The sequence below is a fragment of the Rathayibacter sp. AY1B4 genome (assembly GCF_002932815.1).
Taxonomy (GTDB): Bacteria; Actinomycetota; Actinomycetes; order Actinomycetales; family Microbacteriaceae; genus Rathayibacter.
The window spans coordinates 44,482-55,897 of the sequence record NZ_PSWN01000024.1 but is presented as its reverse complement, the minus strand read 5'-3'; the positions used below and the strand labels follow the sequence as shown (position 1 = coordinate 55,897).

The following is an 11,416-nucleotide window of genomic DNA, read 5'->3' as shown; positions in this document are numbered from 1 at the left end:
GGCTGAGCCCGAGCCCCTCCGCGGGCCGGCTCGCGAGGGGGCCGGCCCGCGGAGGGGCTCGGGCTCAGCCGCGGACGGGCTCGGGCTCCGCGGCGACCGGCGCGGCCGACTCCCGGCGCTCGACCCAGGCGGGAGCGTCCCGGCCGAGCAGGAGGTAGGCGATGCCGGCCGAGACTCCGCCCGCGAGCCACGAGACGTCGACGCCGCCGAGGGCGGTCGCGGCCGGACCCTGCAGGGCGGGCACCGAGCCGTTCATGAACAGCCAGGTCAGGGTCGCGCCGATCGCGAAGGAGAGCAGCGCCCGCCAGCGGACGTCCGGCAGCAGCGGCGAGCCGACCGGGGCGAACAGGTGCCCGAAGGAGCGGACGCGCGGCTCGAACACGGTGTAGTGCACCAGCACGATCGCACCCCACGGGGCGACCCAGCCGACGAGGCCGACCAGCCACGCGTCGAGCGTGGTGGCGAGGTCGTACTGGAAGACGAAGAACACCGCGGCCGCGAAGGCCAGCACGCCGACGATGAGGCTGAGCGCGCGGCGCCCGAGCCTGATGTCGAGGGCCTGGGTCGCCATGCCGAACGAGTAGATGTTCAGGACGTTGGTCGCGATCGGACCGTGCACCACCAGGAGCAGCACGGGGATCGCGAGGGCACCGAAGTTCTCGACGATCAGCTCCCCGGGATCCACGGAGCCGTTCTTCGTCGCGAGGGTCGCGCCGAGGACGCCGAGCCAGACCACCGGGATGAACTGGCCGAGGACGCTGGCGAGGTAGAGCCCCCGCTTCGAGGAGCGGGGTCCGACGAAGCGGGAGTAGTCGCCGGCGTAGGCGAGCCAGGTGAGGCCCCAGCCGATGCCGATGGCGGTCATCACGATGGACATGGCCGCGATGCGGTCGCCTCCGGTGAGCGCGCCCTCCGCGGGGCCGGCGTAGGACCAGTCGATGTCGAGGAAGAACCAGGCGACGACCGACATGATCGCCAGCACCAGGAGGGTCGGCGGCACGGTCCAGCGCTCGAAGGCGGCGATCGCGCGGTAGCCGAGGAAGGAGATCGCGACCTGCACCGCCATGATCACCGCCGCCACCGCGATCTTCCAGCCGACGTTCGCCTGCTCCGGGTCGACGACGCCGACGGAGCCGAGGAGCGCGATGACGAGGTCGAGGACGATCCAGGTGTTGATGGCGCACCAGCCGATCACGACCACGGCCTGGATCGCGGCCGGGACGTAGTTGCCGCGCCGGCCGAAGATCGCCCGTCCCACGAGCATCCCGGTCGCCCCCGTCCGCTGGCCGAGGAGGACGAAGAAGCCGAACACCGCCATCCCGACCACGTTGCCGAGCACGAGGACGGTGACGGTGTCCGCCAGGCCGAGGCCCATGTTCACGCCGAGGGCGCCGAGCACCCAGTTGATGGGGGCGATGTTGGCGCCGGCCCAGATCCAGAACTGCCCGTCGAGCCGGGCGGTGCGTCGGGAGTCGGGCAGGGGACTCAGCGCGTCCTCGGCGTCGGCGGTGCCGTGCAGGGTGTCGGTGCTCATGGCGGATCCTCTCGGGGAGGGGGATGAAGGGGAGGGCGGGGCGCCCGGTGAGGCTCCACTCTCGTGCGGACCCGTTTCGGGCGGCGCGTCCGCGTGTAAATTCGCCGTGACGCGAGAGGACGTTCTGTATGGCCTACCTGCTGTCGGACGCGATGCGGGATCCGCGCCTCGCCGCCATGCTCCCGGTGGTGGCCGCCGGGCACGCGGCCGCCGAGCGCGCCGTGATCCGCTGGGCCCACACGAGCGAGCAGCTCGACATCGCCCCCCTCCTCCTCGGGGGCGAGCTGCTCCTGATGGAGGGCGCGCTCCTCTCGACCGACCAGGACCCGGCGGAGTGCCGCGAGTACGTGCGGTCTCTGGTCGACGCGGGAGTCGGCGCCCTCGCTCTCGAGCTCTCGCCGCGCCTGCCCGCGGTGCCGCCGCCGATCGTCGCGGCGGCCGACGAGCTCGGCCTCCCCGTGCTCGCCCTGCCCCGGCGCGTCCCCTTCGTGCAGGTCTGCGAGAGCATCAACACCCACCTCACCGAGCAGAAGTTCCGGAGCATCCGACTGGCGGACAGAGTGTCCGGTCTTCTGGCCGACGCGGCCTCCGGGGACGCCGGCGTCGACGAGCTCCTGCAGGTCGTCGCCTCCGCGACGGGCGCCTCCGCCTCGCTCGTCTCGCTCACGGGCGACGAGATCGCCCGCGCCTCGCCCGGGCCGGGCGTCGACACGGAGCCGACGGCCGGGACGTTCTCGAACGTGCTGCACGCGGGCGACTCCCTCCTGGGCACCCTGCATCTGCGAGCCCACGCCGACGCCGACCTCCACGCCGTCGCCGTCGCGCTCGACCGGGCGCCGGACGTCCTCGCGATCGCCGTGCTCCGGCACCGCCCGCCGTCGGTCACCGAGCGGCTGACCGCCCAGCTCTTCGCGATCGCGTCTGTCGAGCGCGCGGACCCGGCGGCCGACCTCCAGATCGACGCCTTCCTCGGCCGCCTCGGCGCCGGATCCCGGGAGCGCTACCTCGGCGTCCGGGCCGACACCGGTCACGACGACCGGCGGCTCCGCGCTCTGCTCCGCCTCCTGACGGGCGCGGGAGCGGATCCCGGTCCGGTGCTCTGCGTGGTCGGCTCCGAGCTGCTGGCGCTGCTGCCGTTCGCCACCGCCGCCGCGATGGAGGAGGGCCGGACGGAGCTCCTGCGCCTCGGCGCCGCCCTCGACTCGGACGCTCTGCTCTGCGTCGGAAGCGGGCTCGGCGGGCAGGAGCGGGTGCCCCGGGAGCTGGCGGAGGTGCGCGGCGCGCGCGAGTGGGCGCCCGCAGGCGGAGTCGTCGACTCGCGCCAGTACCGCCTGGAGCGGTTCGCGAGCTCCCTGCAGGACGATCCGGAGGCGGACGACCTCGTCGAGGAGGTGCTCGGGCCCCTGCGCGCCCAGCGCGGCGAGCTGCTCGCCACCCTCGAGGCCTTCGCGTCGCTGTGGGGGAGCAAGACGGCGACGGCGGCCGCGCTCGGCATCGGCCGGCAGACCCTCTACGACCGGCTCGCGCGGATCGAGGAGCTGATCGGCCCGCTCGACTCGTCGCCGGCCCGCGCCCGGGCCGTCATGACCGCCGTCTTCCTGCACCGGGCGCGCGCGGCGCTCCCGGCGGGCTCGCCTCCGGTCGGGCGGACGTTCCCGCCTCCCGCCGAACGCTGACGCGGCCGGACGGGATCGAACGGCTCAGGCGGGCAGCAGCTCCGCGACGAGCGCCTGCACGCGGGCCCTGATGTCGTCGCGGATCGAGCGGACCTCCTCGAGCGGTCGGCCCTTCGGGTCGGCGAGGTCCCAGTCCTCGTAGCGCTTGCCGGGGAAGACGGGGCAGACGTCGCCGCAGCCCATCGTGATCACGACGTCGGAGGCCTGGACCTGCTCGGTGGTCATCAGCTGCGGGACGGCCTGCGAGATGTCGATGCCCTCCTCCGCCATCGCCTCGATCGCGATCGGGTTGATGCTGTCGCCGGGCTCGGAGCCGCCGGAGCGGACCTCGACGGCGCCGCCGGAGAGGGCGCGGAGGTAGCCGGCGGCCATCTGCGAGCGGCCGGCGTTGTGGATGCAGACGAAGAGGACGGTGGGGGCGGCCATCGGGGCTCCTGGTGTCGAGGGGCGGTGCTCGGAGGAGCACGGGGCGAGGATAGCGCGCCCGGGCGAACGGCTCGCGCGCCTGCGGAGCCGGAGGAGACTCCGACGGCCGGGTCGGGAATATACCCCCCGGGGGTATGTTGCACTCCCCTGGACCGAACCGGAGGAGACACCATGACCGACCACGCCCACCACCACCCGACCACCTGGCGCGCCGCCGCCCTCGCGACCCTGCACTGCCTGACCGGCTGCGCGATCGGCGAGGTCCTCGGCATGGTGATCGGCTCCGCCCTGGGGCTGCCCGCCCTGGCGACGGTCGCCCTCTCGATCGTCCTCGCGTTCGTGTTCGGCTACGCGCTCACGCTGCGGGGAGTGCTCCGCTCCGGAGTGACGTGGCGCGCCGCCGTCGGCATCGCGCTGGCGGCCGACACCGTCTCGATCGCCGTGATGGAGGTCGTCGACAACACGGTGGTGCTCGCGATCCCCGGAGCGATGGACGCGGGCCTCTCGTCCGGCCTCTTCTGGGGCTCGCTCGCCGGCGCCCTGGCCCTGGCCTTCGTCGTCACGACCCCGGTGAACCGCCTGCTCATCTCCCGCGGCCGCGGCCACGCGGTCGTCCACGGCCTGCACGGCTGAGCCGCGCGGGTCTCGACAGGGCGCCTGCGGCGGCTGCTCGACCAGCAGGAGGCGCCTGCTGATCGGGCAGCGGGCGCCGCGAGATCCCGCCGGGCGTCAGCCCTGCAGGCGGCGGTAGTGGCGGTTGCGGACCGAGAGGATCGCGCCTCCGATCACCGCCGCGAGGAACGAGCCGGCCAGGACGCCGACCTTCACGTGGTCGTCGGACTCGCTGCCCGCGCCGAACGAGAGCTCGCCGACCAGCAGCGACACCGTGAATCCGATGCCGGCCACGAACGCCATGCCGATCACGTCCACCCAGCGCAGCGACGGATCCAGGCCGATGCCGCGGAACCGGGTCAGGAGGAAAGTGCTCCCGGCGATGCCGAGCGGCTTGCCGAGCACGAGGCCTGCGATGATGCCCACGGCGATCGAGTCCTGGAACGAGTCGACCAGACCCGCGACTCCGCCGACCGTCACTCCGGCCGAGAAGAACGCGAAGACCGGCACCGCGACCGCGGTCGAGAGGACGCTCCAGCGATCGGCGAAGTGCGCGGCGAGGCCGTCGTAGACCGGGCGCCCCTCCGCGTCCGACCCCACCCGCACCCGGGCGCGCTTCGTCGCGACGACCGGCACGGTGAAGCCGAGCAGCACGCCCGCGACCGTCGCGTGGATGCCCGAGGCGTGCACGAGCGCCCACGTCGCCACTCCGAGCGGGATCAGCACCCACCAGGCGCGCACGCCGCGCTGCACGCAGACCGCGAAGACCGCCAGCGGCACCAGCGCGAGCAGGAGCATCAGCACGTCGATGCCGGCGGTGTAGAAGACGGCGATGATCGTGATCGCGATGAGGTCGTCCACCACGGCGAGCGTGAGGAGGAACGTCCGCAGCGCCGGCGGGAGGAAGCGGCCGACCACGGCGATCACCGCGACGGCGAAGGCGATGTCGGTGGCGGCGGGGATCGCCCAGCCGTCCAGCGCGGCTCCTCCGCGGGGCAGGTTCACCGCGGTGAAGATCAGGGCGGGGACGGCCACGCCGCCGACGGCCGCGACGATCGGCACGAGCGCCGTCTTGGGGTCGCGGAGCTTGCCGGCGACGAACTCCTCCTTGAGCTCGAGCCCGACGACGAAGAAGAAGATCGCGAGCAGGCCGTCGGCCGCCCACGACCCGACGCTCAGCTCGAGGTGCAGGGCCTCGGGGCCGAAGCGGAAGTCGCGGACCGCGGTGTAGAGCGCGGACGCGGGGCTGTTGGCGACGATCAGGGCGAGGAGGGTCGCGGTGAGCAGGAACGCTCCGCCGACCGTGTCCTTCTGGAGGGTCTGGCGGAGTCCCCGCCAGATCGAGTGGGGGGCCTGATCGGCGGGCAGGGGCTGGTGCGGCATGAGGGGTTCCGTCCGGAGGGGTGGGTGAGCGCGGGAACGCGGCCGCGGGCTCCGGAGGAGGGGCGGTCGCGGGTCAGCCGCGCGGCGGCGGGCAGCCGGCGATCTCGCCGTGCGCGTTCGTCCCCCACGAGCTGAGCCATCCGTTCGTGCCCGAGGCGCGCTTGGTCAGCAGCAGCCGGGTCGGGTACGCCGCGGCAGCGCGCGCGCGGGCGCGGCTCAGCGGAGGGAGGGTCAGGGGCACCGGACCAGGGTACCGGTGGCACCCGCGAGGGGGCCGGGTGTGCACGAGCGCTCGGAGGAGGAGCCGTCTCTCCCGCTGCCGAGCCTCACCGCCCCGTCCGCTCAGGGGACCTCGTGCCCCGGGCCCGGCTGCCCGCCGAGCAGCGGGCGCAGCGCGGTCGCGACGGCGTCGGCGCGCTCCTCGCCGCCGAACCACGCGTTGCCGGCCCGCACGAGCGGGTAGGCGGCCGCGAGGAGGTCGCGCCCCGCCGGGGTCAGGGCGATCCGGGAGTGACGGCCGCGGCCGCGCTCGGCGCCCCGGTCGAGCAGGCCCCGCTCCGCCAGCCCGGCGACCAGGGCGGTCATGCTCTGCGGGCGGACGCCGACGGCGCGGGCGAGGTCGGCCTGCGTCAGCCCGTCGGCCGCCGAGAGCTGCGCCAGCACGCCGAACTCGACCGGGCTGAGCCCGACCGGCGCGAGCGCGTCGCCGACCCGCCTCGCCAGGTCGCGGGCGGCGCGGATGACCGTCCAGGCGGCGATCGCGTCGACGTCGTCGCGGGTCAGGGAGAACTCCGAGGACATGGACCGAGCGTAGCGGCGTAGTCTTCGAGTATCAGTTAGTTGATACCTAGGAGGAATCATGAGCGACGTGATCGCGATCACCGGAGTCACCGGTGACGTCGGCGGCAAGACCTTCGAGCGGCTCGTGGCGGCCGGCGCGCCCGTCCGCGCGATCGTCCGCCGGCCCGAGCAGGCGGCGGCCCTCGCGGCCCGCGGCCTCGACGCGCGGATCGCCGACCTCGGCGACGGGGCCGCACTGACCGCCGCCCTCCGGGGCGCCGACCAGCTCTTCCTGGTCACCGCCGCCACCCCGCGCCAGGCCGAGCACGGCGCCACCGCCGTCCGCGCCGCCCAGGAGGCGGGCGTCCGCGCGCTCGTGCAGCTCTCCGGCGGCGATGCGGCCGAGCACTCGCCGCTCCCCTGGGGCCGCGCGATCTGGCGGACCGACGAGCGGGTGCGCGCCTCCGGGCTGCCCGCGACGATCCTCCACGCCTCGGGCTTCCTGACGAACCTCGAGCCCTCGGCGCCCGCGATCTCGCGCGGTCTGCTCCCGCAGACGATGGGGCGCGGCGTCATCCCGTGGATCGACACCGCCGACATCGCCCGGGTCGCCGCGCACGTCCTCGAGGCGGGAGGGCACACCGGCGCCGAGCCCGTCCTCACCGGACCGGCCCTGCTCGACGGGCCCGGCGCCGCCCGCGAGCTGACCGCGGGCCTGGGGCGGCGCGTCCGCTACCTGCACCTGCCCAGCCGCGTGTTCGCCGGAGTCCTGCGCCTCACCGGCATGTCCGCGTGGCAGGCGGAGGGGCTCCGCCGGCAGTTCGGAGTCGTCGCCCGCCGCGGCCTGGACGGCGTCGACGTGCTCACCGACGAGGTCGAGCGGATCACGGGGACGCCGGCCCGCTCGACGGCCGACTGGGCGCGGTCCCGCCGCTCCGTGCTCCTCGGACGGGAGCAGCCGCGACCCCTGCACGCTCCACCCGGCACCGGTACCCCTACCCGTGGATCCGCCGCAGGCGCATCGTAGGGCTGTGAAGCAGATCCAGTACGCCGGCGCGACCTTCCAGGTGGGGGACGCGGTCGCCGACGCACTCGTCTCCTACGCCTCCGGGCTCGCCGCCCACGGCCGCACCGACAGTGTCGAGCTCCCCGTGCTCGGCGGCGACGGCCACGCGACGGTCGTGACGCTGCTGCTCAACTCCGCGACGAGCCTCTTCGTCTCCGGCGCCGCAGGCCTCCTGCCCGGGCTCGACGAGAAGGCCGTCGCCGCCGACCTCCGCCAGCGGACGCAGTGGCTGGACGCGGTCCCGGCGGTCACCGCCGTGGAGCCGAGCGCTCCGGAGGACCTGATCTGGCTCGAGTTCCCGGAGGTCGCGGCCCTGATGGACCCCGAGACCGGCGCCCGCTCCCCCGCGACGCTCCACCTCGTCGAGCACTCGCCGCGGCGCGACTCCCTCGTCTTCACCGTCGTCTACGTCAGCACCCTCGACCGCGACCTGGGCTCGGGGGAGATCCGCCGGCTGCTCGAGACGAGCCGCCGCAACAACGTCGAGCACGGCGTCTCGGGGATGCTCGTCTTCCGCGGCCGCCGCGTGATGCAGCTGCTCGAGGGCGAGGAGTCCGACGTGCGCTCGCTCTACGCGCGGATCCTCGCCGACCCGCGGCACGAGGGCGTGGTCACCGTCTGGACCAGCGTGCACGAGCAGCGCCGCTTCCCGGACTGGTCGATGGGCTTCGACGAGCTCGACCTGCCCGTCGAGCGGCCCGCCTCCTGGCCCGAGCCGGACCTCCCCGAGCAGTCGATCGACGCCGTGGCGGACGACTACCTCCGCCGCCGGTCGGAGGCGCTGCGGAGCGCGCTGGTGAGCAGCGACCCCCTCGTCGCGAGCCTCGCCGTCATCCTGCACGGGCACCGCCCCGAGCGCGTCCTCGAGGGCGGCGCCGGAGTGCGGCTGCGCTGCGCCGAGTGCCGCGCCTTCGACGCCCACGACGGGTACGACTCCTACCCCTGCGCGACCGCGAGGACCGCGATCCAGGCGCTCGAGGCGGCCTGACGCGAGCCGGGCGGCCGTGCGGGATCACCGTCCCGGGGCACTCCGAGCGCACCCCCCTTCCGCGGGTCTGCGCAAGCCCGTCCGCTCGCCCCGGCGCGCCCCTAGGGTGAGGCCATGACCGATCCCGGCGCGGCCCGCCACGACGTCCTCATCATCGGCGGCGGCAACGCCGGACTCTCGACCGCGGGGCGGCTGCGGCGCTCCGGAGTGGACGACGTCGCGGTGATCGAGCCCCGGTCGACCCACGTCTACCAGCCGATGCTCTCCCACGTCGCGGGCGGCACAGCACCCGCCTCCGCGGCGACCCGGCCCCAGGGCTCGGTGACGCCGAAGGGGGTCGTCTGGATCCAGGACCGCGTCGAGACGATCGACCCGGTCGCGCACACGGTCACCCTCCTCTCCGGCCGCACCGTCGGCTACGGGCAGCTCGTCGTCTGCCCCGGGATCCAGAAGGACTGGGCCGCGGTCCCCGGGCTCCAGGAGGCGATGGACTCGCCGTTCGGAGTGTCCAACTACGAGTACGAGTACGCCCGCAAGGCGTCGCAGGTGCTCCGCGATGTCCGCTCCGGCACCGTCGTCTTCACGCAGCCCGGCGGCCCCGGCACCTGCTCCGGCGCCTCGCAGAAGCCGATGTACCTCGCCTGCGACTACTGGCGCGCGACCGGCGTCCTCGACCGCATCCGCGTCGTGCTCGTCGTGCCGACCCCCACCCTGTTCGGGATGCCGCTGATCGACTCCGAGCTCGAGCGGAAGGTGGCGGAGTACGGGATCGAGGTCCGCTACGGCCGCGAGCTGGTCGAGGTCGACGCGGCCGAGCGGCGGGTCGTCCTCGCCGTCGACGAGCGCGCGACCGCCCTCCCCGGCCCCGACCGCGTGCGGCGCTCGACCGACGGCCCGCGCGAGACGCTGTCGTACGACGTGCTGCACGCCGTGCCCCCGCAGTCGGCCCCCGACTGGCTGGCCGGCACCGGACTGGCCGCCGAGGGCGACGAGGGCGGCTTCGTCGAGGTCGACCCACTGACCCTGCGGCACCCGCGGTTCCCCGACGTGTGGGCGCTCGGCGACGCGGCGGCCACGGTCAACTCGAAGTCCGGAGGAGCACTGCGCCAGCAGACCACCACGCTCGCGAAGAACCTCGTCGCCGCGCAGAAGGGGCGCCCGCTCCCCCGCGTCTACAACGGCTACTCCGTCTGCCCCTTCGTGGTCTCGCGGTCGAGCGTCGTGTTCGCCGAGTTCGACGACCGCTACCGCCCGAAGCCGACCGTCCCCTTCTGGACGGGCCTGGCGAAGGAGCGGCGCCTCACCTACCTCGCCGACCGCCGCGTCCTGCCGTGGGTGTACTGGAACCTGATCCTGCAGGGACGGGCCTGAGCGTCCTCTTCCGGACATGTCCGGAAGAGGCGCTTGCCGCTGCCGGAGGCGCTCCCGAGACTGAGGGGTCGGCACCACCGTCCGACGTGCCCCCTCGTCTCCTGGAGGACCCGATGCGGCCCAGCCCGACTCCCGACCGCTCCGGCACCGCGCGATGACGACCGCGCAGGACTGGGGGCCCTCGACCGACGCGGACTCCGCCGGCGGTCCGCCCGCCTCACGGAGGCAGCGCGTGCGCGCCTGGATGCGCGGCGGCTCCTTCGGGCCGACCGGCCTCACCCGGCGCGGCTGCCTCCTGGTGCTGGCGTCGGTGCTCGTGGTGGCGGTGCCGGTCGTCGCGCTGACGCTCGCGCACGTCGACCCGCACGCGTCGCTCAAGGTCTGGATCCTGGCGATCACGCTGATCGCGCTGGTCGGAGCGCTGCTCCGGGTCGTCGCCGACGCCGGTCCGGACCCGCAGGCCGACCTCGACCGCGCGGGCAAGGCGGTCGGAGCGGTGGCCGCGGCCTACACGGCGCTGGCCGTGATCATCGACTGGGGGATGCTGCACCTCTGAGGCGCGATCAGCGGGCCTCGTCGCGCGGGTCGTCCGTGCCGTCGGGAGCGCTGCCGATCACGTCCGGTGTGCCGCCGGTGCCGCCCTGCGCGCTCCCGGTCCCGCCCTGCGCCGCCTGCTCGTCCTCGCGCCGGCTGAGCCAGCCCGGGCCCTCGCGCCGCAGCCGCTCCGCCTCCGGACTCGGGACGGGCGGCGCCGCCGGCCGCCGCAGGAGCCGCACCTGCCGGACCGCGCCGAGCACCACTCCGGCGCCGAACAGCGGCAGGCCGAGCAGGAGCACCAGCCACAGCGGCGCGTGCCGGCGTCCGCCGCCGACGACCGCGCCGAGATCCCAGCCCGCGTCCGCCGCCAGCCAGAGCATCCCCGCCACGAAGACGGCGCTCACCAGCGAGAGCGCCCAGGGCTGTGCGAGGAGGAGCGCCTGCGCGCGCTCCGTGCGGAAACCCTTCGCCATGCGCCGATCCTAGGCGGGCGTCAGCCGGCGAGGATCCGGTCGACCAGCCCCTGCGCGTCGCCCTCCGCGGGAACGATCTGCACGGTGTCGCCCTCGATCGGCTGCATGACGGAGAGCGCCGACTCGACCCGGTCGCCCACGCGGAGGAGGAGCCGGGCGTCGGCCCCCTCGTCGATGGCCGCCTGCGAGCCGCGGCGCAGGAGGGCGGCGCCCGCCTCGTCGAACCGGACGTCGACGACCCCCGTGCTCGGATCGGCCTCGACCGCGGCGACGCCCGCGCGGGTGAAGTCCTCGGGATCGACGAGGACGTCCTGCCCGCCGACCGGGACGCACTGCGGATCGGAGCCGGCCTCGCAGAGCGCCGAGACGGCGACCCCCAGGCCGCCGACCGGCTCCGGAGTGGCGGACGGGGACGCCGCGGGCGACGACCCTGCGGAGCAGCCGGTCAGGGCGAGCAGGAGGAGCGCGGCGGCTCCGGGGGCGGTGCGGCGGATCACGGGGTCTCCTCGGGTCGCGTCGGAGCGCGCCACGATACCGAGGCTCCGGCGCTGCGGCCACTCGGCGGCACGG

At 74.8% G+C, this 11,416-nt stretch carries 13 protein-coding genes; 6 read left to right on the top strand and 7 right to left on the bottom strand.

Translation table 11 applies throughout. From position 1 onward, the window contains the following. Positions 1 to 64: 64 nt before the first annotated feature. The gene (locus C5D66_RS14090; protein WP_104274153.1) at positions 65 to 1,534 is read right to left on the bottom strand and encodes a cytosine permease; all 1,470 of its coding nucleotides are present in this window, start codon (positions 1,532 to 1,534) and stop codon (positions 65 to 67) included. 128 nt (positions 1,535 to 1,662) lie between these two features. Between C5D66_RS14090 and C5D66_RS14085 the strand changes: the two genes are divergently transcribed. Beyond that, positions 1,663 to 3,210: a PucR family transcriptional regulator gene (locus tag C5D66_RS14085; protein ID WP_104255613.1), complete on the top strand. Its 1,548-nt coding sequence runs from the start codon at positions 1,663 to 1,665 to the stop codon at positions 3,208 to 3,210. Positions 3,211 to 3,234: 24 nt separating this feature from the next. On the opposite strand, the gene C5D66_RS14080 is transcribed toward C5D66_RS14085, so the two are convergent. Next, on the bottom strand, positions 3,235 to 3,636 hold the full coding sequence (locus C5D66_RS14080) for an arsenate reductase ArsC (protein ID WP_104222419.1): 402 nt from the start codon (positions 3,634 to 3,636) through the stop codon (positions 3,235 to 3,237). A 171-nt stretch (positions 3,637 to 3,807) separates the two neighbouring features. Here C5D66_RS14080 and C5D66_RS14075 point away from each other — a divergent pair, with 171 nt between their 5' ends. Beyond that, positions 3,808 to 4,269 (top strand): DUF4396 domain-containing protein, encoded by a 462-nt coding sequence (locus tag C5D66_RS14075; RefSeq protein ID WP_104234357.1) that lies wholly within the window; start codon positions 3,808 to 3,810, stop codon positions 4,267 to 4,269. A gap of 96 nt (positions 4,270 to 4,365) precedes the next feature. On the opposite strand, the gene nhaA is transcribed toward C5D66_RS14075, so the two are convergent. From nhaA to C5D66_RS14065, 3 genes are all read right to left on the bottom strand, one after another. Then, positions 4,366 to 5,631, bottom strand: coding sequence for a Na+/H+ antiporter NhaA (nhaA, locus tag C5D66_RS14070; RefSeq protein ID WP_104255612.1), 1,266 nt, complete (start codon positions 5,629 to 5,631; stop codon positions 4,366 to 4,368). A gap of 73 nt (positions 5,632 to 5,704) precedes the next feature. Next, positions 5,705 to 5,872: a hypothetical protein gene (locus C5D66_RS17265; RefSeq protein WP_159940701.1), complete on the bottom strand. Its 168-nt coding sequence runs from the start codon at positions 5,870 to 5,872 to the stop codon at positions 5,705 to 5,707. A gap of 101 nt (positions 5,873 to 5,973) precedes the next feature. Further along, positions 5,974 to 6,432, bottom strand: coding sequence for a MarR family winged helix-turn-helix transcriptional regulator (locus C5D66_RS14065; protein ID WP_160035578.1), 459 nt, complete (start codon positions 6,430 to 6,432; stop codon positions 5,974 to 5,976). A gap of 58 nt (positions 6,433 to 6,490) precedes the next feature. Between C5D66_RS14065 and C5D66_RS14060 the strand changes: the two genes are divergently transcribed. The 4 genes from C5D66_RS14060 to C5D66_RS14040 all read left to right on the top strand — a co-directional run bounded on the left by C5D66_RS14060 (position 6,491) and on the right by C5D66_RS14040 (position 10,392). Then, a complete protein-coding gene (locus C5D66_RS14060; protein WP_104255610.1) occupies positions 6,491 to 7,438 on the top strand; it encodes an NAD(P)H-binding protein in 948 nt (315 codons plus the stop codon). A 4-nt stretch (positions 7,439 to 7,442) separates the two neighbouring features. Next, on the top strand, positions 7,443 to 8,465 hold the full coding sequence (locus tag C5D66_RS14055; RefSeq protein ID WP_104234353.1) for a BLUF domain-containing protein: 1,023 nt from the start codon (positions 7,443 to 7,445) through the stop codon (positions 8,463 to 8,465). Between the two features lie 114 nt (positions 8,466 to 8,579). Further along, positions 8,580 to 9,836 (top strand): NAD(P)/FAD-dependent oxidoreductase, encoded by a 1,257-nt coding sequence (locus C5D66_RS14050; RefSeq protein WP_104255609.1) that lies wholly within the window; start codon positions 8,580 to 8,582, stop codon positions 9,834 to 9,836. 154 nt (positions 9,837 to 9,990) lie between these two features. Continuing rightward, positions 9,991 to 10,392: a hypothetical protein gene (locus C5D66_RS14040; protein WP_104226999.1), complete on the top strand. Its 402-nt coding sequence runs from the start codon at positions 9,991 to 9,993 to the stop codon at positions 10,390 to 10,392. A gap of 7 nt (positions 10,393 to 10,399) precedes the next feature. Here C5D66_RS14040 and C5D66_RS14035 read toward each other — a convergent pair whose 3' ends face one another. Both C5D66_RS14035 and C5D66_RS14030 read right to left on the bottom strand, forming a co-directional pair. Next, positions 10,400 to 10,846, bottom strand: coding sequence for a hypothetical protein (locus tag C5D66_RS14035; protein ID WP_104326945.1), 447 nt, complete (start codon positions 10,844 to 10,846; stop codon positions 10,400 to 10,402). A 20-nt stretch (positions 10,847 to 10,866) separates the two neighbouring features. Further along, complete coding sequence (locus C5D66_RS14030; protein ID WP_104326944.1) at positions 10,867 to 11,343, bottom strand: hypothetical protein; 477 nt, start codon at positions 11,341 to 11,343, stop codon at positions 10,867 to 10,869. Positions 11,344 to 11,416 lie beyond the last annotated feature (73 nt).

What these genes read in the sequence shown, in the direction of transcription:
- C5D66_RS14090 (WP_104274153.1), bottom strand. Translation starts at nt 1,534, where the DNA reads ATGAGCACCGACACCCTGCACGGCACCGCCGACGCCGAGGACGCGCTG.
- C5D66_RS14085 (WP_104255613.1), top strand. Translation starts at nt 1,663, where the DNA reads ATGGCCTACCTGCTGTCGGACGCGATGCGGGATCCGCGCCTCGCCGCC.
- C5D66_RS14080 (WP_104222419.1), bottom strand. Translation starts at nt 3,636, where the DNA reads ATGGCCGCCCCCACCGTCCTCTTCGTCTGCATCCACAACGCCGGCCGC.
- C5D66_RS14075 (WP_104234357.1), top strand. Translation starts at nt 3,808, where the DNA reads ATGACCGACCACGCCCACCACCACCCGACCACCTGGCGCGCCGCCGCC.
- nhaA (WP_104255612.1), bottom strand. Translation starts at nt 5,631, where the DNA reads ATGCCGCACCAGCCCCTGCCCGCCGATCAGGCCCCCCACTCGATCTGG.
- C5D66_RS14065 (WP_160035578.1), bottom strand. Translation starts at nt 6,432, where the DNA reads ATGTCCTCGGAGTTCTCCCTGACCCGCGACGACGTCGACGCGATCGCC.
- C5D66_RS14060 (WP_104255610.1), top strand. Translation starts at nt 6,491, where the DNA reads ATGAGCGACGTGATCGCGATCACCGGAGTCACCGGTGACGTCGGCGGC.
- C5D66_RS14050 (WP_104255609.1), top strand. Translation starts at nt 8,580, where the DNA reads ATGACCGATCCCGGCGCGGCCCGCCACGACGTCCTCATCATCGGCGGC.
- C5D66_RS14040 (WP_104226999.1), top strand. Translation starts at nt 9,991, where the DNA reads ATGACGACCGCGCAGGACTGGGGGCCCTCGACCGACGCGGACTCCGCC.
- C5D66_RS14035 (WP_104326945.1), bottom strand. Translation starts at nt 10,846, where the DNA reads ATGGCGAAGGGTTTCCGCACGGAGCGCGCGCAGGCGCTCCTCCTCGCA.